The sequence below is a fragment of the Hymenobacter polaris genome, assembly GCF_012927305.1.
Taxonomy (GTDB): Bacteria; Bacteroidota; Bacteroidia; order Cytophagales; family Hymenobacteraceae; genus Hymenobacter; species Hymenobacter polaris.
In genome coordinates this window covers 1,214,910-1,241,472 of sequence record NZ_JABBGH010000001.1, presented here as the reverse complement: position 1 = coordinate 1,241,472, position 26,563 = coordinate 1,214,910, and the positions used below count along the sequence as shown (strand labels likewise).

Annotated in this window: 23 protein-coding genes; 13 read left to right on the top strand and 10 right to left on the bottom strand. The window is 65.9% G+C overall.

Annotated features, from left to right (window positions below; all coding sequences use genetic code 11):
* The first annotated feature begins 247 nt into the window (after positions 1-247).
* The 11 genes from HHL22_RS05235 (at position 248) to HHL22_RS05185 (ending at position 14,990) form a co-directional block, all read left to right on the top strand.
* Positions 248-1,669: an ATP-dependent DNA helicase gene (locus HHL22_RS05235; protein ID WP_317172627.1), complete on the top strand. Its 1,422-nt coding sequence runs from the start codon at positions 248-250 to the stop codon at positions 1,667-1,669.
* A gap of 325 nt (positions 1,670-1,994) precedes the next feature.
* Positions 1,995-2,435, top strand: coding sequence for a BlaI/MecI/CopY family transcriptional regulator (locus tag HHL22_RS05230; protein ID WP_169529890.1), 441 nt, complete (start codon positions 1,995-1,997; stop codon positions 2,433-2,435).
* On the top strand, positions 2,413-5,001 hold the full coding sequence (locus tag HHL22_RS05225; RefSeq protein WP_169529889.1) for a M56 family metallopeptidase: 2,589 nt from the start codon (positions 2,413-2,415) through the stop codon (positions 4,999-5,001). Before HHL22_RS05230 ends, HHL22_RS05225 begins: the two co-directional genes overlap by 23 nt.
* Positions 5,002-5,006: 5 nt before the next feature.
* Positions 5,007-5,768 carry a TlpA family protein disulfide reductase gene (locus tag HHL22_RS05220; protein WP_169529888.1) on the top strand — a complete coding sequence of 254 codons (762 nt, stop codon included), beginning with the start codon at positions 5,007-5,009 and terminating at the stop codon, positions 5,766-5,768.
* Between the two features lie 167 nt (positions 5,769-5,935).
* Complete coding sequence (locus HHL22_RS05215; protein WP_169529887.1) at positions 5,936-6,484, top strand: RNA polymerase sigma factor; 549 nt, start codon at positions 5,936-5,938, stop codon at positions 6,482-6,484.
* A gap of 35 nt (positions 6,485-6,519) precedes the next feature.
* Positions 6,520-7,425, top strand: a complete 906-nt coding sequence (locus HHL22_RS05210; protein WP_169529886.1) for a HEAT repeat domain-containing protein — start codon at positions 6,520-6,522, stop codon at positions 7,423-7,425.
* Positions 7,426-7,591: 166 nt separating this feature from the next.
* Positions 7,592-8,365, top strand: a complete 774-nt coding sequence (locus tag HHL22_RS05205) for a DUF4097 family beta strand repeat-containing protein (protein WP_169529885.1) — start codon at positions 7,592-7,594, stop codon at positions 8,363-8,365.
* 60 nt (positions 8,366-8,425) lie between these two features.
* Positions 8,426-9,289 carry a DUF4097 family beta strand repeat-containing protein gene (locus tag HHL22_RS05200; RefSeq protein ID WP_169529884.1) on the top strand — a complete coding sequence of 288 codons (864 nt, stop codon included), beginning with the start codon at positions 8,426-8,428 and terminating at the stop codon, positions 9,287-9,289.
* A 93-nt stretch (positions 9,290-9,382) separates the two neighbouring features.
* A complete protein-coding gene (locus HHL22_RS05195; RefSeq protein ID WP_169529883.1) occupies positions 9,383-10,189 on the top strand; it encodes a DUF4097 family beta strand repeat-containing protein in 807 nt (268 codons plus the stop codon).
* Positions 10,190-10,496: 307 nt separating this feature from the next.
* Entirely contained in the window at positions 10,497-13,109 is a 2,613-nt protein-coding gene (locus HHL22_RS05190; protein WP_169529882.1) for a DUF5916 domain-containing protein, read from the top strand.
* Positions 13,110-13,493: 384 nt separating this feature from the next.
* Complete coding sequence (locus HHL22_RS05185; RefSeq protein ID WP_169529881.1) at positions 13,494-14,990, top strand: T9SS type A sorting domain-containing protein; 1,497 nt, start codon at positions 13,494-13,496, stop codon at positions 14,988-14,990.
* Between the two features lie 293 nt (positions 14,991-15,283).
* On the opposite strand, the gene HHL22_RS05180 is transcribed toward HHL22_RS05185, so the two are convergent.
* The 7 genes from HHL22_RS05180 to HHL22_RS05150 form a co-directional block, all read right to left on the bottom strand.
* Positions 15,284-15,835, bottom strand: coding sequence for a hypothetical protein (locus HHL22_RS05180; RefSeq protein ID WP_169529880.1), 552 nt, complete (start codon positions 15,833-15,835; stop codon positions 15,284-15,286).
* A gap of 64 nt (positions 15,836-15,899) precedes the next feature.
* Positions 15,900-16,691, bottom strand: a complete 792-nt coding sequence (locus tag HHL22_RS05175) for an L-fucose dehydrogenase (protein ID WP_169529879.1) — start codon at positions 16,689-16,691, stop codon at positions 15,900-15,902.
* A gap of 152 nt (positions 16,692-16,843) precedes the next feature.
* The gene (locus tag HHL22_RS05170) at positions 16,844-17,707 is read right to left on the bottom strand and encodes a fumarylacetoacetate hydrolase family protein (protein ID WP_169529878.1); all 864 of its coding nucleotides are present in this window, start codon (positions 17,705-17,707) and stop codon (positions 16,844-16,846) included.
* A 24-nt stretch (positions 17,708-17,731) separates the two neighbouring features.
* The gene (locus tag HHL22_RS05165; RefSeq protein ID WP_169529877.1) at positions 17,732-18,496 is read right to left on the bottom strand and encodes an SDR family NAD(P)-dependent oxidoreductase; all 765 of its coding nucleotides are present in this window, start codon (positions 18,494-18,496) and stop codon (positions 17,732-17,734) included.
* Between the two features lie 306 nt (positions 18,497-18,802).
* Positions 18,803-19,636 (bottom strand): amidohydrolase family protein, encoded by an 834-nt coding sequence (locus HHL22_RS05160; protein ID WP_169529876.1) that lies wholly within the window; start codon positions 19,634-19,636, stop codon positions 18,803-18,805.
* 21 nt (positions 19,637-19,657) lie between these two features.
* Complete coding sequence (gene fucP / locus HHL22_RS05155; RefSeq protein ID WP_169529875.1) at positions 19,658-20,911, bottom strand: L-fucose:H+ symporter permease; 1,254 nt, start codon at positions 20,909-20,911, stop codon at positions 19,658-19,660.
* A gap of 55 nt (positions 20,912-20,966) precedes the next feature.
* Positions 20,967-21,335: an L-rhamnose mutarotase gene (locus tag HHL22_RS05150; RefSeq protein WP_169529874.1), complete on the bottom strand. Its 369-nt coding sequence runs from the start codon at positions 21,333-21,335 to the stop codon at positions 20,967-20,969.
* Between the two features lie 203 nt (positions 21,336-21,538).
* Here HHL22_RS05150 and HHL22_RS05145 point away from each other — a divergent pair, with 203 nt between their 5' ends.
* On the top strand, positions 21,539-22,219 hold the full coding sequence (locus HHL22_RS05145; RefSeq protein WP_169529873.1) for a TlpA family protein disulfide reductase: 681 nt from the start codon (positions 21,539-21,541) through the stop codon (positions 22,217-22,219).
* Positions 22,220-22,255: 36 nt separating this feature from the next.
* On the opposite strand, the gene meaB is transcribed toward HHL22_RS05145, so the two are convergent.
* Positions 22,256-23,239: a methylmalonyl Co-A mutase-associated GTPase MeaB gene (gene meaB, locus HHL22_RS05140; protein ID WP_317172625.1), complete on the bottom strand. Its 984-nt coding sequence runs from the start codon at positions 23,237-23,239 to the stop codon at positions 22,256-22,258.
* Between the two features lie 121 nt (positions 23,240-23,360).
* On the opposite strand from meaB, the gene HHL22_RS05135 reads away from it, so the two are divergent.
* Complete coding sequence (locus HHL22_RS05135; protein ID WP_169529871.1) at positions 23,361-24,314, top strand: bifunctional helix-turn-helix transcriptional regulator/GNAT family N-acetyltransferase; 954 nt, start codon at positions 23,361-23,363, stop codon at positions 24,312-24,314.
* A 101-nt stretch (positions 24,315-24,415) separates the two neighbouring features.
* Here the strand turns inward: HHL22_RS05135 and HHL22_RS05130 are convergent, their stop codons facing one another.
* Both HHL22_RS05130 and HHL22_RS05125 read right to left on the bottom strand, forming a co-directional pair.
* Complete coding sequence (locus HHL22_RS05130; protein ID WP_169529870.1) at positions 24,416-25,339, bottom strand: FKBP-type peptidyl-prolyl cis-trans isomerase; 924 nt, start codon at positions 25,337-25,339, stop codon at positions 24,416-24,418.
* A gap of 56 nt (positions 25,340-25,395) precedes the next feature.
* Positions 25,396-26,511, bottom strand: coding sequence for a hypothetical protein (locus tag HHL22_RS05125; RefSeq protein WP_169529869.1), 1,116 nt, complete (start codon positions 26,509-26,511; stop codon positions 25,396-25,398).
* Positions 26,512-26,563: the final 52 nt, after the last annotated feature.

Here is a 26,563-nt window from a genome sequence, read left to right as displayed (position 1 = left end):
CCTTCACGCTATGCATCGCTTGTTGCACCAGAGGTGTTGGCTGGCAGTAGAAGGCTCTCCTACGCAAACACTTTTCGCGTACTTTGATGAGCTAGATGGCTTAATGAGCTATATCCTGGATTGGCAGCGCGATATGACTACGCAATTTGAGCGGGAACTGGAAAGGGTTTGCGCTCACTACCAGGCTAAGCCCGTATTAGAAGAATACAACCGAAGATAATCCGTGTTAAAAACCCGCTTCCCGTCCGTGCGGGACTACTTTCCGTTTGAGCCGACCGGCGACCAAGCGGAGCTATTTGCGCAGCTCGACGCCTTCTTGCGCGACCCGCTGCCAGGGCGCAAGGTGTTTGTGCTGCGCGGCTACGCGGGCACCGGCAAAACCACCGTCATCAGCGCCCTGGTGCAGTGGCTGGCCCGCATGCAGCGCAAGTACACCCTGATGGCGCCCACCGGCCGCGCCGCCAAGGTGATGAGCGCCTACGCCGGGGTGCCAGCCAGCACCATCCACAAGAAGATTTACCGCCAAACCAGCGGCGCGCCTTCCGAGCGCCTGAGCTTCCAGCGCCAGCCCAATCGGGTGGAGGAGATGCTCTATATCGTGGACGAGGCCTCGATGATATCGGACGAAAAAGCCTTTGGCGAAACCGGGCTGCTGGACGATTTGATGGGCTACGTGTTCGAGAAAAGCACCAACCGCCTGCTGCTCATCGGCGATACGGCCCAGCTGCCGCCGGTGGGCCAGCTGCTGAGCCCGGCCCTCGACCCGCAGCTGCTGGCCGAGCGCTTCCGGGCCCGCGTGGAGGGCGTGGAGCTGCGCCAGGTGATGCGCCAGGCCGAGGCCTCGGGTATTTTGGTGAATGCCACCGAGTTGCGCGAGGAGTTGCGCCAGCAGGAGCCCGCCATTCACTTGCACACCAAGGGCTTCCCGGACATCTTTAAGATGGGCGGCGACAAGTTGGAGGACGGCCTGCGCTGGGCCTACCGCCACTACGGGCACGAAAACACCACTATTATCTGCCGTTCGAACCGCAACGCCAACCAGTACAACCAGCTTATCCGGCAGGTGCTGTTCGAGGCCGAGGACGAGATACAAGGGGGCGACTACCTGATGGTAGTGCGCAACAACTACTTCTGGGTGCCTAAAAACTCAGAAATGGGCTTTCTGGCCAACGGCGACTTTTTGCAGATTCGCAAGATTATCCGCCGCGAGGAAGTGTTCGGCTTCCGCTTCGCCCAGGCCCTGGTGCGGCTGGTAGATTACCCCGACGAGCCCGAGCTGGAAGTGAAGCTGCTGCTCGACACGCTGCACACCGAGAGCCCCGCCCTGCCGCGCGACCAGAACGAGAAGCTCTACCAGGCCGTGGGCGAGGACTACGCCCACATCACCAAAAAGGGCGAGCGCAACGCCGAAATGCGTCGCGACCCCTACCTCAACGCCCTGCAAGTGAAGTTTGCCTACGCCCTCACCTGCCACAAGGCGCAGGGCGGCCAGTGGCAGGCCGTATTTGTCGACCACGGCTACCTCAAGCCCGAGGAGCCCCTAGGGGGCGAGTTTGCTCGCTGGCTTTACACGGCCATCACGCGGGCCTCGGAGCGGCTGTTTCTGCTCAACTTCCAGCCCCGGCTGCTAGGCGAGGGTACCGAGGCCAACGGCCAGGCCGACGAGTAGGCGAGGGGCATAGGGGTTGGGCTGGGATGCGCCAAAAGCCCGTCTGTCATGCTGAGCTTGTCGAAGCATCTCTAACACGCCGCATTGTTCGGTAGAGATGCTTCGACAGGCTCAGCATGACAGACGGGCTTTTGGCGCGCCTAATAGTCTAGGCCGTTTGTAAGGAGTAAGTAGCCTTTGGTGGAGAAGTAAAAATTTTAAGTCTTATAATCAGCTTGTTGCATTATTATACGAGAAATTTCGTAGGTTTAGTTTTTAACTACGAAGCTCATCGTATAATCTTTGGATACGAAATAGTTCGTAGGAAACTTTTTTGCCTCCGCCCATGCCCAAGCCGCCCCCAAAGCCCACCGACGCCGAGCTGGAAATACTACAGGTACTCTGGCAGCACGGCCCCGCCACCGTGCGCCTCGTGAACGAGCAGCTCAGCGAGCGCCGCGAAATCGGCTACACCACCACCCTCAAAATCATGCAACTGATGCTGGAAAAGGGGCTGGTGCAGCGCGACGACGAAGGCCGCAGCCACGTGTACCGCGCCGCCGTGCGCGAGCACGACACCCAGGGCCTGCTGCTCGACCGCTTCGTGGAAGCCACTTTCGGCGGCTCGGCCCTGAAGCTGGTGCTGCAGGCGCTCGGGCACCGCCGCACTTCGCCCGACGAGCTGGCCCAGATTCGGCGCCTGCTCAACGACATCGAAATCCAAAACGCCACCGCTCCCACCCCCGCCACCCCTGCAAAAGCCGATGACAACGCTCCAAGTGCTTGAGAACTGGTTATCGCCCGCGCTGGTGCGGGCGCTGGGCTATGCCCTGCTGCACTCGCTGTGGCAGGGAGCGGTGCTGGCCGGCCTGCTGGCCGCCGCCCTGCCGCTGCTGCGCCGCCACCGCCCCGAAGTGCGCTACGCGGCCAGCGCGGCGGCCATTGCAGGGTTGCTGCTGGCCGTGGGCGGCACCTTCGGCTACTACTATAGCCAAGGCGCGGCGGCGTCCCTGGTGGTGGCTCCAGCGGCGCACTCGCTGCGCGAGCAAGTGGTGATGGAGCGCATCATGGCTATACAAGCGCACGCCCCGGCTCCTACCACCGACCTGCTGCCGTTGCTGGCCCGCTGGGCCGAGCCCTACCTACCGCTGCTGGTAACGGCTTGGCTGCTGGGGCTGCTGCTGATGAGCGGCCGCCTGGCGGGGGGCTTGCTGTACGCCGGCCGCCTGCGTCGGGCGGGCACCCAGTCCCTCGGGGCCGAGTGGCAGCATCGCCTGGCGGAGCTGGCCGCCCGCGCCGGCTTGCGCCGCCCGGTGGCCCTGCTCGAGTCGGGGCGGGTGCGCGGGCCGCTGGTGCTGGGCTACCTGCGCCCGGCCATCTTGCTGCCCCTGGGGGCGGTGGCGGGCCTGCCCCCGGCGCTGCTCGAAGCCCTGCTGGCCCACGAGCTGGCCCACATCGTGCGCCGCGACTACGTGCTTAACCTGGCCCTGGCGGCCACCGAAGCCGTGTTCTTTTACCACCCGGCGGTGTGGTTTATGGCCGGCTGCCTGCGCGCCGAGCGCGAAAACTGCTGCGACGACCAGGCGGCGGCCCTCTGCGGCGGCGATGCCCTGCGGGTGGCCCGCGCCCTGGCGGCCTTGGCCGAACTAGAGGTGGCCGCTGCCCCGGCCCCGCGCCTAGCCCTGGCCGCCGCCGGGGTAGGGGGCCGCGGCTCGCTACTGGCCCGCGTGCGCCGGCTGGCCCTAGGCCGCCCCCAGGCGCCTACCCTCACCGAAGGCCTGCTAGCGGGGGTGCTGTGCCTACTGGGCGTGGCGGGCCTGGGCACCGGGCTGGCCATAGCCGCTCCGCTTTCCAAAAGCGCCGCCCGGCTACCTTGGCAAACCGCCCCCGCCGATACCACGCGCCGCCCCGCGCCGCCAGCGCCGCCGGCCATCGCTGCCCCGGCGGCCCCACCGGCTCCGGCGGCCCCGGCCGAGCCTGATGCGAGCGCGGTACCAGCGGAGCCGGCTGCGCCGCTGGCGATGCCGCCCGTGCCCCCGGTGCCCCTGCGGGGGTGGGCTGCCCAGGCGCCGCCTCGCCGCCCGGCCCGCCGCATTGTACTTGAGAAAGACAAGAAGGGCCGCGTAGTGAGTCTGACCGTGGACGGCCAGCCCGTAGCCACCGGCGAAACCGGCAAGAAAGTCAAGCACGGCAAAACCACCAGCACCGTCGAGATTATCGAGCCCAATGCCGGGTCTGCGGGTTGGGGCGACGCGCGCTCCCTGAATCGCGGCTGGAGCAACGCGCAGCCTCTCAACCGCGGCTGGAGCAGCGGCCCGGCCCGCGCCCAGGCCGGGTGGGGCACCGTTGACCTGCGGGGCCTGACGGTGAACCCCGACTCCTTCCGCTTCCGCTTCTCGCCCGAGGAGGAGCAGGCCACCCAAGACAAAGCCCTGAGTAAAGCCCGCGCTGGCCTGGCCAAGTCGCTGCGCAACCCCGACCTAACCCCCGAGCAGCGCCGCGCCATCGAGCAGGCCCAGCGCAGCCTCGACGAAGGCAGCCGCCCAACTGGCCCGCTCACCTACCGCCTCGACAGCCGCACCAAGGGCCTGAAGCGCCTCACGCCCGACCGGCAGCAGCTGCGCCTCAACCTGGACGGCCAGGCCTTGCAGCGAGGAATGACCTTTAGCTTTCCCAACGCCCTAGGCAGCCCGGCCGACCTGGCACAAACCCAGCGCGAGATGCAGCAGTACCAGCGCGAAATGGCCGACTACCAGCGCGAGATGCAGCAGTACCAGCGCGACATGCAGGCGCAGCAGCGCGAGGCCCAGGCCGATATGCGCCAGGCGGAAAGCGACGCCCGCCAGGCGCAAGCCGACGCCCGCCAAGCCCTGGCCGAGGCCCGCGCGCGCTTCAATGGGGGGGTAGGCGCCCGTACCGGGGTCGACCGCACCGCCGCGCGCCGCGCCCAGCTCGAAGCCCGCATTGCCTCGGCCGAGGCCGAGCTGCGCGCCCTGGATGGGGCCGGCGCTACGGGCCGGGGCCGGGTAGCGGTGCCCCACCCGCCGCAGCCGCCGCTGGCGCCCGTGCTGCCCCTAGGGGCGCCGGGGCTAGCCGGCCCCGCCTTGCCCGCGCCGCCTACCCCGCCCACCGGCCCCACCACCCAGGAACTGCGCGAGGAACTGCGCCGCGACGGGCTACTGGGTAAAGACGAACGCAGCTTTACTTTTCAACTAAATGAAAAGGAGCTGCGGGTAAATGGTAAGGTGCTGACCGCTGCCCAAGCCGAAAAATACCGCCGCTTGTACCAGCTGCCCGCCAGCAGCCAGGGCAAGGGGCGCCGCACGGTCAGCATCACCATCAACGAAAACTAGCTGCCATGCCGCTGCTGCCCGCACTCTTCCCGCGCCACTCCTCCGCTACCCGCTGGCTGCTGGGGGGCTGGCTACTGGCCCTAGGGTGGGGGCAGCACGCTCACGCCCAAGTGGTGCGCTACCGCAACGGGCCCGGCAAGCCGCTGTACTCGGCCGCCCAGCTCGACTCGGTGGTGCGGGCTCGCTCGGTTAAGCTGGCCTCCCTAGGGATGCTGCTGGAAAGCAAGATAACCGGGCAAGAGCAGCGCCACGACACGCTGCTGTACACCTACACCCTGCGCGCCAGCACGGCCACAGTGCGCACCAACGAGCAGCGCTACCAAGCCCTGGTGGGCAAGCCCCTGCCCGATTTTGCCCTGCGCAACCTGGCCGGGCAACCCGTGACGGCGGCCAGCCTGCGCGGCCGGCCGGTGGTGCTCAACCTCTGGTTTACCACCTGCGCGCCCTGCCTGGCCGAGATTCCGGCGCTCAATCGCTTCCGGCAGCAGCACCCTGACGTGGCGTTCCTGGCCCTCACCTACGAGCCCGCCCGTCAGGTGCAAGCCTTTTTACAAAAGCAGTCCTTCACCTGGCAGCACCTACCCGATGCTGCGGCGTACTGCGCCCAGTTCACCCAGAACTACCCCCTGAGCGTGTTTGTCAATCGCAGCGGGGTTATTCAGCAAATTATCGGCGGCATGCCGCAGCGCTTCGACCAGCAAACCAAGCAGCTCAGCCCGGAAGTGAATGAGGACGAGTTTGCTCAGGCATTGAAGAGTATCGAATAGTTGGTTAGCAGTCAGCATTTTAGACTGATAGCTGGCGCTCAGGGGCCAGCCGCGCAAGCGGCTGGCCTTTTTTTTACCACAAATTTCTTCTCCCGCTGTAACGTATGGCCGCCCCGTCGGTACTCCCAGCAAACCCCCCGCTACCTGACCTTTCTGCCGCTGCTTCTATGCCCGCCACCGCCACCCAACTCAGCGACGAAGCCCTGATGGAGCGGGTGCGCGACGGCGAGCTGGATTGCCTCACCGGCTTGTTTGAGCGCTACCAGGGGCCGCTGTATGGCTTTTTGGCCCGGCTGGCCAACGGCGACCGTGACCTGGCCCAGGATTTGACCCAGAACGTGTTTATGCGGGTGCTGCGCTACCGCGCCAGCTACCAGCCGGGCCAGCCGTTTCGGGCCTGGGTATACCAGCTGGCCCGCCACGTGTGGGCCGACCACTACCAGCGCCAGCGCCCCACCGCCGACCTGGAGGAAGTGGAGAAAACCGCCGCCCACGGCCGCCAGGCCCAGGCCAGCCGCACCCGCCACGACGAGCAGCAGGCCCTGCAAGAAGCCCTGGCCCTGCTGCCCGCCGCCCAGCGCGAGGTGCTGGTGCTGCACCGCTTCCAGGGCTTCGACTACGCCGAGATAGGCGAGCAGCTGGGCTGCACCGCCGGCGCGGCCCGCGTAAAAGCCCACCGGGCGCTGGACGCGCTACGTAAGATTTACCTGAGCTAAGTAGCCAATTATCAATCAGCAATCGACAATTATCAATGAGCCTTTCCACTAAGCCTACTCACCCTAGCCCGCCCTGCGCCGAGCTGCGGCCCTGGCTGCCCGAGCTGGCCGAGGGACGCCCGCTGCCGCCCGAGGCCACGCACCTGGCGGCCCACCTGCCCGCCTGCCCCGCCTGCCAGCAGGAGCTGGTTGAGCTGCGCCAGCTGTTTCAGGACCTGGATGCCCTGCCGGCCGAGGTGCCGCCCCTGGAGCTGCGCGATAATTTCCTAGCCATGCTGAACGAGGAAAAGGCGAAGCTGGCGGCAGCTTCGCCCAGCGGCCTGGGCGGTGGCCTGACCGCGCAGCGCGGCGGCCAAACCTTGCAAAGCACTGATGACTCGCTGGAAGTAGCCAGTAAAAAGCGCGACACCTTCACCTGGCTGCGCGTGGCGGCCAGCGTGGCGCTGGTGGCCCTGGGCACGGTGCTGGGGCTGCTGCTGCGCGGCAGCGGCGCCGGCCCCACCGTGGCGCAGGCCCCGGCCGCCAGCCCCGGCACCCGCCAACCCACCCTGAGCGTGCAGCTGGCTGCTGCCCGGCAGCAGCCAGCCTCGGCCAGCGAGCGCCTGGCCCTGGTGAGCGAGGCCCCGGCCCTGGTAACCGAGCCCGGCGACCCGGCCGTGCTCACCCTCATCCACACCCTCGACACCGACCCCAACCCCAACGTGCGCCTGGCGGCCTGCGAGGCCCTGGTGCGCCTGCGCGCCGACCCCCGCGTGGGCCCCGCCCTAGTAGAGGCCCTGCCCCTGCAAACCGACCCCAACGTGCAGATTACCCTCATCGACGCCCTGGTGACGCTGCGCGAAAAGCGCGCCGTGCCCGAGCTGCAGCAGCTCTCGCAGCAGCCCCAGGCCCTGCCCGCCGTGCGCCAGCAAGCCGCCAGCGGCCTAGGTCAGTTAATCTAGTGATTATTCGCTACTTACTTATATGTTTTTGTTAACCATCAATCGCTAACCTACCGGCCTAGGGTGCACGCTGGGCAGTAGGGGCGCAGCCGGGCCTAGGCCCCCGGCGCGGGGCTAGGCTCCGCTAACAGGCCATTTTTCTCTCCGCTTTTTTCAATTTATCTTTATGAATACCAAGCATTTGTTACTGCTGGCGTGGTTGCTGCCCCTCGGGCTGCACGCCCAGGAGTTTAAGATGAAATTTGCCGGCACCCAGGACCGCAAGGTGGTGCTCGACATGCGCCAGGGCGACGTGACGGTGGAAGGCTACGATGGCGACGAGCTGCTTATTACGGCCAGCGGCTACCACTATGCGCCGCCGCCCTCGCTGGCTAGTGGTCTGAAGCCCGTTTACGCCAGCGGGGGCGATAACACCCGCCTAGGGCTGAGCGTGACGCCGGATGGCAACAACACCCTGCGCATTGTGAGCACGAGCAACGGTGATGGCCACTACACGGTGCACGTGCCGCGCCAAACCAATGTGGCGTTCACCCGCAACCAGTGGAATTTGTCGAGTGACTTGACGGTGCGCAACCTGGCGGGCCGCCTGGAAGTGAGTTTAAATTCGGGCGATTTGCGCCTGCTCAACATGAGCGGCCCGGTGGTGGCCAACACGGTAAGCGGCGACGTGAAGGTGCAGTTTAACGGCGTGCCCGACCAGCCCTGCGCCATCACCTCGGTGAGTGGCGATGTGGACGTGAGTTTGCCGGCCGCCGCCAAAGTAAGCCTGTCCATGCGCTCCATCTCGGGTGAAATCTACACCGATTTCGACTTGAATTTGCTAGGCGGCAACCTGCACCACGTGGGCGGCCAAACGGTGGAGGGCCGCGCCAACGGCGGCGGCACCACCTTCTCGCTCCGGTCGGTGAGCGGCGACATTTTCGTGCGCAAAACCAAGTAGCTCCGGCCCGCTCATTTCCTAGCCAGCCCCCTTTTTCAAACCCCTTTTTCGCTGCTGCCCATGACTCGTTTTCTACTCGCCGCGGGGTTGCTGCTGGCTGCCCTAGCCCCCGCCCGCGCCCAGCGCCTAGTCACGCAAACGGCCGCCCTAGGCCCCGGCCAGCGCGTGACGCTGCGCCTGAAGTTTGGCCGCCACATTCGGGTGCGGCCGGGCAGCGGGCCGGGCCTGCTGGTGCGGGCCCAGGTGCGCATCAACGACAACCAGCTCAACGACGCCTACCGCCTCGACCTCGACCAAACGGGTGATGAGGTGCGCGTAGTCGAAAAGCTTGACGAGGACAAGCTGCGCGACAGCAACTTCCGCGGCCCTTGCGACGGCAGCACCAACAACGGCTCGCGCGATGGCCACCGTTACAGCTACTGCGCCCTCATCGACTACGACGTGACCCTGCCCGCCGGCACTGCCTTGAGCGTGAGCACGATAAGCGGCGACGTGGACGTGGCCAGCCTGAGCGGCGAGGTGGCGGCCGAGAGCGTGAGCGGCAACCTGGCCCTGCGCCAGCTGGCGGGCCCGGTGCGGGCGCGCAGCACCAGCGGCAACGTGGAGCTGGCGCAGCTCAGCGGCCCCGTCACGGCGCGCAGCGTGAGCGGCGACGTGACCCTCGGGCAGCTAGCCAGCCAGTCGGTGCAAGCCAGCAGCGTGAGCGGCGATGTGAAAGCCAGCTGGCCCGCCGGCCGCGCCGCGACGCTCACGCTTAAAAGCACCTCGGGCGAAGTGTATACTGACCCGGCCGTGACCTTCAGCAACCTGCGGCCCGACAGCCGCGTGGGCTACGAGCTGCACGGCAGCTACGGCACCGGCCCCGGCCCGCAAGTGCAGTTGCAATCGGTGAGCGGCAACGTGTTTTTCCGGCCGGTAAAGTAGATAGGGATAGGGGAGGCCTGGACCCCTAGGGCCCGCCCCACCCAAAAGACCCAGCTAAATCGTTTTTCAACTTCTATTGACGACCCTTTTGCTATGAAAAGCCTCTTGCTGACTTTCCTGCTGCTACCTGCCCTAGGCGCCGCCCAGCTAGCCCAGGCCCAGCGCCTCGTGACCCAAACCGCCCCCCTGGCGGCCGGCCAAGCCGTGGCGCTGGAGCTGAAGTACGCCCACCAGATTCGGGTGCGGCCGGGCACCGGCAAGGAGCTGACCGTCAAGGCCCAGGTGACCATTGCCGACCACGACCTGGACCAGACCTACGACCTGGCCGTGACGACCACCAGCACGGAGGTGCAAGTGGAAGAAAAGCTGGACAAGGAGCAGATAGCCCGCTACTGGAAGCACAGCTGGCGCGACGGCAACGACGGCCGCCATACCGACGGCGACAACGCCCTGCGCATCGACTACGAGATAACCCTGCCCGCCGCCACGCCCCTGACCCTGCGCACCGTCAGCGGCGATATTGACGCGCAGGATTTGACCGGGGCCGTGACCGTGAAGTCCATCAGCGGGCGCTTGCAGCTGGCGGGGCTGAGCGGGCCGGTGCAGGCCCGCGCCATCAGCGGCGATATTCGCCTCACGGGCCTGCCCGGCCGCGCTCCGGTGAGCGCCGAGTCCATTAGCGGCAACGTGGACGCCAGCTGGCCGCCCACCCGCGAGGCCGAGCTGACCCTGAAAAGCCTGACCGGCGAGGTGTACGCCGACTCGGCCGTGACCTTTAGCAACCGCCGGGAGCGGCGCTACGTGGGCTACAGCCTGCGCGGGCACACCGGCCGCGCCGAGGGCGGCCCCCTGGTATCGCTGAGCAGCATCAGCGGCGACGTATTTTTTCGCCAGCGATAGGCCTGGCGCAGGGCCAGCGCGCAAGCTGGTAGGAGCGGAGCTGGGCCCCACTCAGCGTTGGCCGGCAACCAGCGGCACAACAACTGCCCACGTGGCGCGGCCGACGGGCCAGCGCGGTGCTGACTGCCGCCGGGCCCTAAGGGCGCGGGGCAAGCCTAGTGGCTGCATAGCACCACTGTGTGCTCTTGGCAAGGTGCTGATATACAAGTGTAAGGGCGTTAATAAAAAATAAGGTGCAGCTGCCAGGCAACGCCGCACGAGGCGGCGTAGTCTATGGCTCGCTGAATCCGTTACTCACCCCTTTTTCATGTTTACTGTACTGCTGCGGTGCGGGCTGCTAAGCCTGTGGCTCGCTAGCTTTTGCGCCCACGTATCCCTAGGGCAGTCGGCCCCGGCTACCGCCAAAGCGGATGCCAAGGCCCTGGCTGCGCCTGCCCTGCCTTCCAAGCGGCAGCTGGCGGCTACCCGCACGGCCACGCCTATCAAGCTCGACGGCGTGCTCGACGACGCGGCCTGGGCCACGGCGCCGGTGGCCAGCCACTTCATCGAGCAGCGGCCCAAGCCCGGCCGGCCCGAGCGCCTGCCCACCGAGGCTCGCATCCTCTACGATGACGCGGCTATTTACGTGGGTGCGGTGCTGCACGAGGCCAGCCCCGACAGCATCCGGCGCGAGCTGACCCAGCGCGACGGCATAGGCAATACCGACTTTTTTGGCATCTTCCTCGACCCCTACCGCGACCACCTCAATGGCTACGGCTTCATCGTGCTGAGCACCGGCGTGCAGTTCGATGCGCGCTATTCGCCGGCCAACGGCGAGGACGACTCGTGGAACGCGGTGTGGGAAAGCCGGGTGGCGCTGCTGCCCGACGGCAAGGGCTGGAGCGTGGAAATTCGCATTCCGTATTCGGCTATCCGCTTCGCGGCTACGCCGGTGCAAACCTGGGGCCTCAACCTGATGCGCCAGCGCAAGGCCAGCAACCAGCAGTTTTTCTGGAACGAGGTGAAGCCCCAGGTCGATGGCTTCGTGAACCAGTGGGGCGAGCTGACCGAGCTGCGCGACCTGCACCCGCCGCTGCGCCTCTCGCTCACGCCCTACGTGAGTGCCTACGTCAACCACTACCCCTATAACCTGGAGGGCAAGCGCAACGCCAGCGCCAGCTTCAACGGCGGGGCCGACTTGAAGTGGGGCATCAACGAGAGCTTCACGCTCGACGCCACCCTGGTGCCCGACTTCGGCCAGACTATCAGTGATAACCAGGTGCTTAACCTCTCGCCCTTTGAGGTGCAGTACCAGGAAAACCGTACCTTCTTCACCGAAGGCACCGAGCTGTTCAACAAGGGCAACCTCTTTTACTCGCGCCGGGTGGGGGCCCAACCCCTGGGCTTTGGCGACGTGCCGGGCCTGCTGGGTCCTAGGGAGTTCATCGTGCAGAATCCCGGCGTGGCGCGCCTCTACAACGCTACCAAGGTATCGGGCCGCACCAGCAAGGGGCTGGGCGTGGGGGTGTTTAACGCCGTGTCGGCCAGCATGTACGCCACGGTGCAAGACTCGGCCAGCGGCCAGCAGCGCGAGATTCTGACCCAGCCGCTGACCAACTACAACATTGTGGTGCTCGACCAAAGCCTGCCCCACAACTCCTACGTGTCGCTCATCAACACCAACGTGACGCGCGCCGGCCGGGCCTACGACGCCAACGTGACGGCCGGCCTGTTCAAGTTTGCCGACAAGAAGAACGAGTACGCCGTGCGCGGGCAAGCCAATTACTCGCGCCGGCGCGGGGTGGGGCTAAACTCGGAAACGCCCATCGACGACCAGAACGGCTACAAGTACTACGTGAACGCGGGCAAGATTTCGGGCAACTGGCTCTGGACCGTGGACCACGGCATCGAGTCGGATACCTATAACCCCAACGACCTGGGCATCCTGTTCGGCAACAACAACATCAGCCAGTCGGCCACCGTCAACTACAACAAGTACCAGCCCTTCTGGAAGGTTAACAACCTCTACACCAGCCTAGGCGTCTACCAGTCGCTGCTGTTTCGGCCCCTGATGTACCAGGACGCGGGTATCTATAGCCAGGCCAACACCACCTTCACCAAAAGCTTTATTACGGCCGGCTTCAATGCCAACCTCGACTGGGCGAAGCACGACTACTACGAGCCGCGCACCTACCCCCTAGGCACCTACTACGTGCAGGTGCCCACCAGCGCCAACCTGGGGGCTTTCGTATCGAGCGACTACCGCAAGAAGCTGGCCTACGACGCGAACGCCGGCATCCGCCGCTACGCCCTCGACGGGCGGCCCGAAGTGGCGGGCCGGCCCCGGCGCTACGGCTTCGGCCTCACGCTAAGCCCGCGCTACCGCGTGAACGACCGCCTGAACTTCCGCTACACCTTCGACTACAGCTTGAAGGTGAACCAGGTGGGCTACGTCAACGACGGCTTCGACCTGAGCCAGCCCATCGACCAGCAGTACAGCGCCCTGCTGGGACCCGACGTGCTGCTGGGCCGGCGCAACGTGAGCACCTTCACCAACACGCTCACCACCAACTACACCTTCACCAACCGGCTGTCCTTCACCATGCGCGTGCGCCACTACGTGAGCACGGTGCACTACTGGGCCTTCGCGCGGCTGCACCCCGGCGGCCAGGAGGAGACGCTGCCCGGCTACGACCGCAACCACGACACCAGCTTTAACGCCTTCAACGTGGACGCCTCGCTGGTGTGGTGGTTTGCGCCCGGCTCGCAGGTGAGCCTGGTGTGGAAAAACGCCAGCGCCACCTCGCTGCTCGGCAACGAGGCCACCCCGCTCTATTTCGACAACCTGACCAACGTGGCCAATACGCCCCACAACAACAACGTGTCCATCAAGATACTCTACTACCTCGACTACCTGGCGCTGCGGCCCCGGCGCGGGTAGCGCCCACTAGCCGCGCCGCCCAGCGGGCAAATTGAAGCCGCCGGGGCTTTCCCTCTTGGGAAGGCCCCGGCGGCTTTTGTGCGTGTGGCCGCGCCGGCCCTGTTGGTATGGTCGAGGCTAGCCAGGTTTAATACTACTCAACTTTCGCTTAGGAAAAGTAGGGTTTGGTGCGAGAAGCGGGCCGGTTGAACGAGTAAAAAACGGGGCTCCTAGGGCTAAATCTACCTTTGTAGGGTAATCAGTAAGCGGGGAACAAGCCCCGAGCTGTCTGCCAAAAACAACCGCCCGCGCCGTTAAAGCTGCCAACCGGCGGGCGCCTGACTTTAAATAATCCTACAAATTTACTCGCCCTTTTATGGGAAGCTTACCGCTTCCGCCCCCGTTATGACGCCCTCGCTACGCACCTTTATCTACTTGCTAAGCACCCTAGGCAGCACCGCCGCCCTGGCCCAAACGCCCACCCTGGAATTTGCCCCCGGCGCTGGCAACCCCACCACCAACGGCCCCTCGGTAGCCAACCAGGTTATCACCTTCCAAAACAACGCTACCAATCCCACCACCAACGATATGACGGCCTACACGCCGGCCGTCACCACCACGTTTGCGCTCAGCAACCAGCAGTACTCGCTGCCCACCAACCGCATCGCTACCGGCACGGGGGTTGCGTTTGGGGGCGGGCTCAGCACTACCAGCGGTACGGTGCCGGCGCTGGCCCTGTTTCCGCTGCTCAACGCCATCGGCAGCTCTAGCAACGGCAACTACACCTCCACCAGCGGCGTAACCGGCGGTATCGACGTGGCCGCCAACAGCGGCACCGAAATCATTACTTCGGTCGAGCCGCTGCCCGCCACTATCCCGGCCAATACGGCCCGCTACCAATTCGCCGACTTGACGATTACCTTCAGCAAGGCGCTGGTAAACCCGGTGCTGCACCTTACCGGGCTGGGCGGCTCCTTCACCACTGGCGGCGTTAAAACGGGCTTCACCACCGAGCTGGACCTGCAAACTGCCGGCGTAACGCTCTCCAAGCTCAGCGGCTCGACCGAGCTGAGCATCACCAACACCCAGATTCTGAACAGCGCCACCGCGCCCGATGGCGGCACGGGGAGCGGGGCGGCCAGCGGCTCGATACTGGTTACGACCCCCAGCGCCGGCATTACTACGCTGGTGTTCCGGCTGTACCTGCGCCCGGCCGCGGCCGGCGGCACCGTGCACGGCACCACTGCCAACACGTTTATCGGCGACGGCTGGATAATCAGCGTGTCGGAGCGCACGGCCAGCGCCACTGCCACCTTTGCCGCGCCGCTGCCGGTGCAGCTCACCGCCTTCACGGCCCAGGCGGCGGGCAGCCACGCCGCCCAGCTGGCCTGGACGACGGCCTCGGAGCTGAACAACGCGTATTTTGAAGTAGAGCGTAGCCTCGACGGCAGCACGTTTGCCGCCATTGGCCGTGTAGCCGGGCAGGGCAATAAGGCCGGTAGCACCAGCTACACCTTTGCCGACCAGGCCCTGGAGCTGCCGGCCACCGGGGGCGCGGTGTACTACCGCCTCAAGCAAGTAGATACCGACGGGGCCGCCGTGTATTCGCCGGTGCGGACCCTGAGCTTCGCAGCGGGGCGCGTAAGCCAGGCCAGCCTTTACCCTAACCCCGCCCAGGCCAGCACCACCCTCGACCTAAGCGCCCTGCCCGCCACGGCCAGCTACCGGGTGCAGGTGCTGAACGCCACCGGCGCCCCGGTGCAAGCCCAGGAGCTGGCGGGCGGCCAGCCCCAGCTGCTCGACCTGGCCGGCCTGGCGCCGGGCCTGTACACGGTGCTCATAACGGGCCCGCAGGCCGACGGGGCCGCGTTCCGCCAGGTGCTGCGCCTGGCCCGCAACTAGCTAACTCAAGTGGCGCGAGGCAGCGCCAGCCAGTCGATTCCCCTCCTTAGCCAAGGAGGGGACGCTTTGGCAAAGCCAAAGCTGGGGTGGTTGCGGACGTTGAACGACCGGCTACCGGAGTGGCCGCCGACTTGTTCAACGCCCGTAACCACCCCCGTTGGCGCTCCGCGCCAACATCCCCTCCTTAGCTAAGGAGGGGCGTGCGCCGTCTAGCGCTACCTCGCCACTTGAGTTAGCCACCAGCGCCCCCAACCAGCCCCCGGCCCTAGTGCCACCTTGGACTGCGAAGCGAGTTAAACGGGCACCAGCTTAGTAAAGGTGCCGTCCTTATTGAATTCGATAATCAAGTCGTTGTGGGAACTGCCGCCAGTCACTTGCCTTGCCTCCATTTTCCGGGGGCCGCCTGGCGCGTCCTTGTCAATTATATACCGGGGGGGCTCCTTGGTGTAGTGGTAAAGGCGGTCCCCGAGCACCTTGCTCAGGCACGCGGCGCGCTCGGCTGGGTCGCCCGCCAGGGGCAGCGCGTTGCCGTTGGCATCGCCTTGGTAAACTAGAATGACGTCGCGGCCAAGCCGGGCGTAGCGTGCCGGGGGCGCGTCGCGGTAGCGGTCGTCGGTAAGGGCGCTCAGCAGCCAGCGGGGCCGGCCCTCGGCATTCTGGTAGGCCACGAGCTGGACCACGCCCTTGTCCTTGGAGAAAAAATGCCGCTGGTGGCACAACGAGATATAATCCCGGAGCACTGCCCGCTGCTGGGTAGTGGTGGCCAGCTTAATCTGCTCGCAAGCCTGGGCCCAAACCGGGCCAGGGCCGAGCAGCAAGCCCAGTAAGGCAAGTGAAGGGCGCATGGGAAAAGGAAAAGTTAAAGAGGGTAACTGGCTGCGCCCGACCCTAGGGTTAGCCGCGGCCAAATTAGCCCGCGTTGGCCAGGGCCCGGTCGAGGTGTACGTAGCCGCCGTCGATGTGTAGGAGCTGGCCGGTGGTGTGGCTGGAGCGGGGCGAGAGCAGGAACGCGGCCGTGCTGCCAATTTCGTCGGGCGTGGTCAGGCGCTGGCCCAGCGGAATACGGGCGGTGATTTCCCGGAGCTTGGCTGCGGGGTCGGGCAGCGTCTGCAGCCAGCTTTCATACTGCGGCGTCCAGCATTCGGCCACCACAATGGCGTTGACCCGTAGGTTGTACTTGAGCAGTTCCACGGCCCACTCGCGGGTGAGGGCGTTGCGCCCGCCGTTGGCCGCCACGTAGGCCGAGGTGTTGCCCTGGCCGGTTTCGGCCGTTTTGGAGGTGATATTGACGATGGCCCCGCCCGAGGCCTTGAGGGCGGGCAGCGCGTGCTGCGCCATCAGGTAGTAGTGCACCAGGTTTTGGTGCAGGCTGGCCACGAAGCGCGCGTAGTCGCCGTGCTCCAGACCCACGCCGTCGTTGGTGCCGGCGTTGTTCACCAGCCCATCGAGGCGGCCGAACCGGGCCAGCACCGCCGCCACGGCCGGGCCGCAGGCGGCGGGGTCCGACAGCTCGGCCACTACCTGCGCCGCCCGGCCGCCGGCGGCTTCCAGCGCGGCCACGGCGGCCAGGTTGTCGGCCTCGTGGCGGCCCACAATCACCGGCACCGCCCCCTCGGCGGCCAGCGCCCGGCAAATGCCCGCCCCGATGCCCAGGGCCCCGCCCGTCACGATAATCACCTTGTCTTGCAGTTGGAGGTCCATTGGAGGAGGGGGATAAAAATCTTTAAGGAACTACTTAGAACGTCGTACTGAGCTTGCCGAAGCATCTCTACCACGCCACATGGTGCAGTAGAGATGCTTCGGCAAGCTCAGCATGACGTTCTTTTTCGCGTTAGAACTTTCGCTATACTCTCTTAACCTGCCGGCGCAGCGTAGGCCTGCACCGGCTGGCGAGCAGTACCTAGCCCGTCAATGCCTAGCTCCACCACGTCGCTGGGTTTGAGGTACACGGGCGGCTTGAACCCTAGGCCCACGCCAGCGGGTGTGCCGGTCGAGATGATGTCGCCGGGCAGCAGGGTCATAAACTGGCTGATGTAGGAAATCAGGAAGGGAATCTTGAAGATGAGGTCGGCGGTGGTGCCGTCCTGCATTTTTTGGCCGTTCACCGTCAGCCACAGGCGCAGGTTGTCCACGTCGGCTACCTCGTCGGGCGTTACCAGCCAGGGCCCTAGGGGCGCGAAGGTGTCGTTGCCCTTGCCCTTGTCCCAGGTGCCGCCCCGCTCCAGTTGAAACTCGCGCTCGCTCACGTCGTTGTGCAGCACGTAGCCGGCCACGTAGTCGAGCGCCGCGGCCTCGTCCACGTAGGAGGCCCGGCGCCCGATAACCACGGCCAGCTCCACTTCCCAGTCGGTTTTCACCGAGTGGCGCGGAATCATGATGGCGTCGTGGGGGCCCACCACGGCGGTGGTCGATTTCAAAAAGATAATGGGCTCGGCAGGCGGCGCGGCGTTGGTTTCGCGGGCGTGGTCGGCGTAGTTGAGGCCAATGCACACGATTTTCGACGGGCGGGCCACCGGCGGCCCCAGGCGCTCATCGGGCCCTAGGGGCGGTAGCTGGCTGGCGTGGGCTTGCACGTAGGCGGCCAGGCGGGCCAGGCCGTCGCCGCTAAAAAAGGCCTCGTCGTAGTCCTGCCCAAAGTCGGGCAAGCCAACCGGCTGGTCGTTAAGTAAAATACCGGGCTGTTCGTGCCCCGCTGGGCCGTAGCGCAGAAGCTTCATAAGACGAAAGAGTAAGGTACTGAATTAGTTGTTGAGCGTGATGAAGCCCCCGTCGAGCGGGTAGTCGCAGCCCGTGACGAAGCCGGCCTCGTCCGAGCACAGATACAGGGCCAGGGTTGCCACTTCGGCTGGGGTGCCCATGCGGCCGATGGGCTGGCTGCGCGACAGTTTCTCGAACATCTCGGCTTCGCGGCCGGGGTAGTTCTTGGCCACGAAGCCATCCACGAATGGGGTGTGCACGCGGGCGGGCGAGATGCTGTTGCAGCGAATGCCAACGCTCAGGTAGTCGCGGGCCACCGAGAGCGTCATGGCGTGCACGGCACCCTTGCTCATGGAGTAGGCGAAGCGGTCGGTAATGCCCACGTGGGCCGCGATGGAAGCCATGTTAATAATGGCCCCGCCGCCCCCGGCCCGTAGCAGCGGCACGGCCGCGTGCAGGCAGTTGTAGATGCCCGCCACATTCACCCGGTACACCCGCTCGAAGTCGGCCTCCGTGGTGTTCTCCACGTTGCCCACGTGGGCAATGCCGGCGTTATTGACCAGGATGTTGAGCTGGCCGATTTGCGCGAAAGCAGCCCGTACTTGCGCCTGGTCGGCCACGTCGGCCACGTGGGCGTGGGCCGTGCCGCCGGCCTCGGTAATGCGGTCGACCGCGGCCTGCCCGGTGGCCGCGTCGCGCTCCAGGATGTGCACCACGGCTCCTTGCCGGGCAAACAGCTCGGCCACGGCCAGGCCGATGCCGCTGCCGCCCCCAGTTACTACGGCCGTTTTGTTGGCTAATGAAAACATGCTGCGAAGAATAGGGTAGGGAAGTGAAAAAGGCGGCTGGCAGGACCGCCTTTGCGGGCACCCCCTAGGGCTGTGGGCCGACGCCACGCCGCCAAAAAAGGCAGTCGTCTTGCTCCGGCAGCTCGGCCACCGGGGGGCCGGGTGGGCAGCGCTATCAGCACGTTGGCGGCCGGGTTGCTTTGCGGAAAGCGACGCGCGGCGGCGGGGCAGCTCGGCGGGGTAGCGGGCATGGCAGCAGCTAGGGGCGTAAAGAGGGCGAAAGAAACAACGGAAAAACGAGGTGCGGGCCCGCGCGCGGCGGCCAGCTCAGCTGGCCAGCTGGTAGCAGGCCGCCGCCGCGCCGCCCCAGAAAAGCGCCTGCTCGGGGACCGACAGCGCCGCCACGTACTGACGGGCCAGGGCCACCACGGCCGCGTAGCCGCCCGCCAACTCGCACACCGGCCAATCGGAGCCAAACAGCAGGCGGGCGGGGCCAAAGGCCTCGAAGGCCACATCGAGGTAGGGCCGGAAGTCGGGCGGCTGCCACTGGTGCCAGGCGGCCTCGGTAACCAGGCCCGATACCTTGCACCACACGTTTGGGTGGGCAGCCAGCGCGCGCAGTGCCGCGGCCCACGCCGCCACCTGCCCCGCCCGAATGGGCGGCTTGGCGAGGTGATTGAGCACGAAGCGCTGGTGCGGAAAGGCCGCCGCCAGCTCGGTGGCGTAGCCCAGCTGGTCGGGCAAAATGAGCAGGTCGTAGGCAAAGCCGGCCGCCCCTAGGGCCGCGATGCCCCGGCGGAAGGCGGGCCGCCGCATGAGGGCGCGGTCGGGCTCGCCTTGCAGCCCGTGCCGGAAGCCCTTCAGCTGGCTGAACTGCTGGTAGTAGGCGAGCCGCTCGGCCACGTCGGGCGCCTGCAGGTCCACCCAGCCCACCACGCCCTTGATGAACGCGTGCTGCGCGGCCTGGTGCAGCAGCCGCTGGGTGGCCGCCTCGCTGGGCTCCGACTCAACCAGCACGCAGCCCCCTAGGCCCTCGGCGGCCAGCAAGGGCTGCAAGTCGGCCGGGGCGTAGTCGCGCCGGATGGCGCCCAGCTCAGCCGTTATCCAGGCGTAGCGCTGGGGGTCGTACTGCCAGAAGTGCTGGTGCGCGTCGATTTTCATGGGCGGCAAGTCGGGCGGCAACTAGTGCGCGGTGCTAAGCGTGAGGTGCCGCACGCGGGCATTTTTGAGGGCAAAGAAAAGCACCACCAGAAAGCAAACGGCTGGCACCGCGTAGGCCACCTGAATAGTGCTGGCGTCGGACACCCGGCCCATGAGCACGGGAAACACGGCCCCGCCCACGATGGCCATAATGAGCAGCGAGGCGCCTTCCTTGGTGGCGGCCCCTAGGCCCCGGATGCCGAGCGAGAAGATGGTGGGGAACATGATAGACATAAAAAACTCGACGCCCACCAGCGCATACACCGCCAGCTTGCCGGGCAGCAGCACCGCCAGCAGCACCAAAAAGAAATTCAGCAGGCTGTAGATGGCCAGCAGCCGCGCGGCCGGCACGTAGCGCAGGAGGAAGGTGCCGATGAAGCGCCCGGCCATGAAGCCCAGCAGCGCCCCCGACAGATACAGGGTAGCCGTTTTTTCGCCAATGCCGGCCACCTTGCTGGCAAAGCGGATGAAAAAGCTGCTGACGCAAACCTGGGCCCCCACGTAAAAAAACTGCGCCAGCACGCCCAGCAGCAGGTTGCGTTCGCGCCACAGCGGGCGGGGCGGCCCGGCCGCGTCGGTAACCTCCACTATATCGGGCAGGCGTGTGAAATACAGCACCAGCGCAAGGAGCAGCACCACGCTGCCAATGAGCAGGTAGGGTACCTGCACGGCCGCGGCCTCGTGGTTGAGGTAAGCGGCCAGCTGCGGGCCGCTCATGGCCAGCTGTTGGCTCTCGGTCAAGGACTTGCCCGAGAGGATGAACGCGCCGCCCAGCAGCGGGGCCAGCGTAGCCGCCAGGCCGTTGAACGACTGCGCGAAGTTGAGGCGCTGGGTGGCGCTGGCCGGGTCGCCAAGCACCGTAATATAGGGGTTAGCGGCCGTTTCGAGGAAGGTGAGGCCCGCGGCGATGACAAACAGCGCCCCTAGGAAAAAGGCGTAGGAGCGCGCGGCCGCCGCTGGATAAAACAGAAAAGCCCCGGTGGCAAACAGCCCCAGCCCCAGCACGATGCCCGCCTTGTAGCCGCGGCGCTTCATAAACCGCCCGGCCGGCAGGGCCAGCAGAAAGTAGGCGATGTAGGAGGCCGAATCGATAAAGGCCGATTGCGCGTCGGTGAGCTGGCAGGCTTTCTTGAGGTGCGGAATGAGGATGGGGTTGAGGTTGAGCGCAAACCCCCACAGGAAAAACAGGGAGGTGATGAGCGCGACGGCAAAAAACGGACTCCGGGGGGTGGGCATGGAAGCAGGAAGAGTAAGCACGCAACGGCCGGCAAGGTAGCAAGTTCGCTGCCCGTCAGTCCGCTAGCTTGTAAATCCGTTCCATCAGCTGCCACTTCGCCTCGGCAGTGGTGCCCGCCGTTTGCTGAAACGTGGCCACGTAGGCTTCCCACTCGGCCTGCCGCGGCTGGGCCGCCAGGGCCCGCATGGCGGCGTCGTGGTCGAAGTCGGGCTCGGTATCCATTATCATAAATAGCTGCGTGCCCAGCAAGTAAATTTCCATATCCAGAATGCCCACGGCGCGCATGCCCTGCGTTATTTCCGGCCACACGGCGCCAGCCGCGTGCGCCTGCCGGTAGGCGGCAATCAGGGTGGCGTCGTCGCGCAGTTGCAGGGTTTTGCAGTAGCGCTTGGGCAAGCGGCCGGCGGGTGGGAAATCCTTCATGGGGCAAGAGCAGGTAGAGGCAACGCGTTTGCGACAGGGAAGATAGGGCTAGGCGCTACTTAGCCGGTAGCTGCTGCGCCAGTGGCTACGCTGCTTCCGCCGCAAGTTGTGGCTAGCTTACTTTGCGGGAAAGCCGACAAGCTCACTAGGTTGGCAATAGACAGGCCGGTGTACTTTGCGCAATCCTTAACCAAGTCTCCGCTATGATGCGCGTTTTTGCCCTTATGAGCCTGCTGGTGGTTTCGCTTACGGCCGCTGCGCAGCGCCCGCGCGTGACGAAGGCTACCGTCTTCACCGACGCAGATGGGACGGTACTTTCGCGCCAAGCCTACAGAAATAAGCTGCAAACCAATCAATTTGTGACGGATAAGGCCCAGATAGCCAACGCCGTTATCACGTCTATTTCGCTGCGCCCGGCGCCCGCCCCCGATAGCGTGCGGACGCAGGCGGTGTCACCCGCTCGCGCCTACCTGACCCCCGCGCCGGCGTTTACTCTAACGGACATTAACGGCCAGTCGTACAGCCTAGCCGCCCTGCGCGGCAAGGTGGTCGTGTTGAATTTTTGGTTTATCAAGTGCGGCGTGTGCCAGCAAGAAATGCCCGCGCTCAAGCAGCTGGCCAGCGATTACCGCGCTAATCCGGCGGTGGTATTCATTTCCTTCGCGCGCGACGAAGCAGAGCGGCTCCGGCGCTACATCGCTAGCAAAGGTGATTTTGGCTTTGCCGTACTGCCCTTGCCCCCGGCGCTGGCCCAGGAGTTTGGTATCGAAGGCTACCCCACCACGGCGGTCCTCGACCGCAGCGGCCGCTATACCTACGACAAAGAAGGCTATGTCGGCAACCTGCGGTACCTGCGCCAAGCCATTGAACATGCCCTGCGCTAAGAAATGGCCTTGGCGGCCATACGAGGCGCGGTGCGCCTACTCCGCGCCCAGCAGCTCGCCGGCCGCCGCCCAGGGCGTAAGCTGCCCTAGGGCCACTTGCTGGCGCACGGCGGGCAGGGCCTCCCGCACGCCGGGGCGGGCGTAGAAGCGGCTTTCGAGGCCCTCACGCACGGCCTCGTCCAGCCACTGCAGCTGCTGCTGGGCGCGGCGCTGCTGCCAGTAGCCGCTGGCCTGGGTTTGGGCTTGGTAGGCTTCTACCAGCGCCCAGGCTTCGGGCAGGCCCTGGCCGCTGAGGGCCGAGCAGGTGGCTACCGGCACCGCCCAGTTGCTGGCGGTGGGCGGAAACAGGTGCAGGGCGCCGGCGTAGTCGCGGGCGGCGCGGCGGGCGGCGGCTTCGTTGCCGTGGTCGGCCTTGGTGATGAGCAGGGCGTCGGCCATTTCCATGATGCCGCGCTTGACGCCCTGCAGCTCGTCGCCGGCGCCGGCCAGCAGCAGGAGCAGAAAGAAATCGACCAGGCCGTGCACCGCCACCTCGCTCTGGCCCACGCCCACGGTTTCCACGAAGATGACGTCGTAGCCCGCCGCCTCGCATAGCAGCAGGGCCTCGCGGGTGGCGCGGGCCACGCCCCCCAGGCTGCCCCCGGCCGGCGAGGGCCGAATGAACGCCCTAGGGTGGGCCGTGAGGCGCGGCATGCGGGTTTTGTCGCCCAGAATGCTGCCGCCGCCCCGGGGGCTGCTGGGGTCTACGGCCAGCACGGCCAGGCGCTTGCCCAGGGTTTCCACCAAATACAGCCCTAGGGCTTCAATAAAGGTGCTTTTGCCCACGCCCGGCACGCCCGTAATGCCCAGCCGGATGGCCCTGCCGGTGCGCGGCAGCACCGCCTGCAGCAGCTGCTGCCCTAGGGCCTGGTGCTGCGGCAAGGTGCTCTCAACCAGCGTGATGGCGCGGGCCAGGGTGCCGCGCTGCCCGGCCAGTAGGCCCTGGGTAAATTCGGTAACGGAGGGAAGCGACGGCGGCACGGGGCGCAAAGTAAGGATGCTCGGCGCTAAGCAGGACTTGAAGCACCCGCTAGCGCAAGGGAGCATGGGGTAAGATTTCCGACAGTTAGTATATTTGTGTAAGTACTTACATAGTTTTTCTGTGGATTTCATTCACCAGCTAGGGCCAGTGGCCCTGGGCAGCCGCCTTCGCCGCATCAGCGAGCAGCTTACGGCCGAGGCTAGCCTCATCTACGCCGACTACAACCTGGCTTTTCAGCCGCGCTGGTACCCGGTATTTTACTTGGTTGCGCAGCAGCCCGGCCTCACGGCCAACGAGATAGCCGAGCGCCTTGGCCACACCCACGCCGCCGTAAGCCAGGTGGTGAAGGAACTGGTGAAGAGCGAGCTGCTGGCTGCCGAGCCCAGCGCCAGCGACCAGCGCCGCCGCTTGCTGCACCTTACGGCTCGCGGCCAAACCCTGCTGCCGCAGCTACAGGCCCAAACCGCCGATGTGCGCCATGGCATAGAAGACCTGCTGGCGACGGCCGCGCCCCACTTATGGTCCGCCTTGGAAGCGCTGGAGCAGCACCTGCACCAGCAGCCCCTGCACCAGCGCGTGGCGGCGGCGCGGCAGCGGCGAGTCAGCTCGGGCGAATACATTCGCGACTATACGGCCGCGGACCAGCCCATTTTTCGGCAGCTGAATGTGGAGTGGATAACGCGCTACTTTGCCTTGGAGCCCGCCGACCTGAAGGCGCTCGACCAGCCGCAAGACTATATTCTGGCGCCCGGAGGCTGCATTTTGCTGGCTGAAAGCGCGGGGCAGGTGGTAGGGGCGTGCGCCCTCATCAAGCTACGCGACGAGCCCGGCTACGAGCTAGCCAAAATGGCCGTGTCGCCCGCCGCGCAGGGCCAGGGCCTGGGCTACCGCCTAGGGCAAGCGGCCGTGCAAAGGGCCCGCGAGCTGGGCGCCACCCGGCTGTACTTGGAAAGCAACTCCGTGCTCACGCCCGCCCTCCGCCTCTACCGCAAGCTGGGCTTTCGGCCGGTGGCCAACCCGCCCGCCTCGCCCTACGCCCGCGCCGACGTCTTCATGGAACTCTTCCTCACTTGATGCTGCCTGCTAACCCGCAAGCTGCGGGGACGCTGCGCCACCAAAAAGGGGCGGCTGCCACGCCGGCAACCGCCCCCTAGGGTACGCGGGGCCGCAAAAGGCTATTTCACGTCGGTCAGCTCCACGTCGAAGCGGAGCACGGCATTGGGCGGAATGGCGGTGCCCGCGCCGCTGGGGCCGTAAGCCTGGGCCGATGGAATGAGCAGGGTGGCTTTCTCGCCCTTGCGCATGAGGGCAATGCCTTCGTCCCAGCCCGCAATAACCTGCTTGGCCCCCAGGGTGAAGGTTAGGGGTGTGTTGCCGTGCTGCGAGGAGGCGTCAAACGTGCTGCCGTCGAGCAGCTTGCCGGTATACAGCACCGAGACCGTTTTGCCCGCCGCGGCCGGAGTGCCCGCCGCGTTGGCCACTACCGGCACGTAGTACAGCCCGGAAGCCTGCTTCTGGGCGCCCGTAATATTATTGGCCGTGATGTACTGCTGGATGAGGGCGTCGTCGGTGGCGGCGAAGTTTAAATCTACCAGTTCCACGTCGATGCGAATGACCGTATTGGCCGGCACGGTGCCGCCGTTGCCAGCCGACCCAAAGGCCAGCCCCGATGGAATGAGCAGAGTCGCCTTGTCGCCCAGGTGCATCAGCGAGATGCCTTCCTGCAGGCCCGAAATCGTATTTGGGTTGCCCAGCACGAAATAGGCCGCCTTACTCTTATCCTGGCCCGAGGTGCCAAATACGGTGCCATCGAGCAACGTGCCGGTGAAGAGAAAGGACACGGTAGTGCCGCTCGTGGGCTTGGCCGCGGTGGCGTTGGTGACCGTGGGCACGAAGTACAGGCCGGAGGTCTGCTTCTGGGCGGTGGTGATGTTGTTGGCGGCGATGTACTTCTGGATGAGGGCATCGTCGGTGGCCGTGTAGTCGGCCGTCACCTGGTCGTCCTTCTTGCTGCAGCTGCTCAGGCTGGCACTCCCGGCCAGCGCCAGCAGCACCACCAGGCCGAGGCGGTGAGAAAGGCTAACGAAATACTTTTTCATGCGATAAGTTTTAAGCAAAGTTACCGCTTAGGCTGCACTCGCCCCGCGCCCTGGCCCTAGGGCTCCACGATAAAGGCGGGCAAGCCCAGCTTGCTGCGGCGGCCGCCCAGTTGCAGGCCGTCGTCGAGGTAGCGCACGGCCTCGCCGCTGGCATTCGGGTTGTCGATAACCCCCAGGAAGGAATTGTCCTCGCGGGCCACGTAGATTTTACCGTCGGGCCCGCGCTGCAGGGCGCCGATTTTGTGGTTGCTGGAGTGGCCCACGGTGGTCGCCTTTTTGGTGGCCAGGTCAACTTGCAGCACCTGAGTTTCGAGGGCGCCGGCGGCAATATTTTTGGCCGAGGAGTTGCCGTTGGCCGTGCCGTAGAGCTTGGTGCCGTCGGGCGAAAACTCCACGCCGTAGGCTTCCTGGTAGGGCCCGAAGCTGCGCGGGTTGCTCACCTGCCCGGTGGTGCGGTTGAAGTCGTACACCTCAAACTTGTTGTTTTCGCGCCAGAGGGCGGCCGCCAGCTTGGTGCCGTCGGGCGAGAACTTGAGCGCCCCGATGGCGTTGCGGCCGGGCCCGCCGGTGGTGGCGCCCACGTTGCTGGCCACCGGCTTGGCACTCACGCCGTCGGCCGTGACGAGGTAGGCCACGAAGGCGTTGGAGTTCCAGCGGTGGGCCACCACCCACACGTCGCGGCCGTTGGGGTGGCGCACGGCGGCCAGCTTCTCGGCCACGGGCGTCACCAGCAGCAGGTTGGTGCGGGCCACGTCGCCCAGGCCGTTGTCGCGGGTCATGTCTACCACCGAGTAGCGCAGGCCTTCGGGCGCGCCCTGCGGAGCCACCGTGAAGATGTAGAAGACGTTGCCCGAGCCGGGGTCGGGCACGATGAGGGCCGACTGCGTGCTGCTGCCCGAGCCCATGAGGTGGCGCCCGCTTTGCATGGGCTGGTGCTGGCGGTTCCACACGGTTTGGCCGTCGGTGTAAAAGAGCAGCTCGCCGCGCCGGGTAGTGGCCACGGCGCAGCCCTCGTAGGTGGTCATGGCCCCGTTGGTAAGCGGCGTGGGCGCCCCATTGGCGAAGCTGAGTCCCGCCCGCTGGCCGAAATACCACAAGTCGGTGGGCCGCTGGGCGCGGGCCAGAGTAGCGGCGAAAAGCAGGGCTAGGCAAGTGAGCAGCAGCGGGCGCATGGGCAAAAACAAAAGGGCAAGAAGGAAACAAAACCGGCAGGACAAAGCTCCT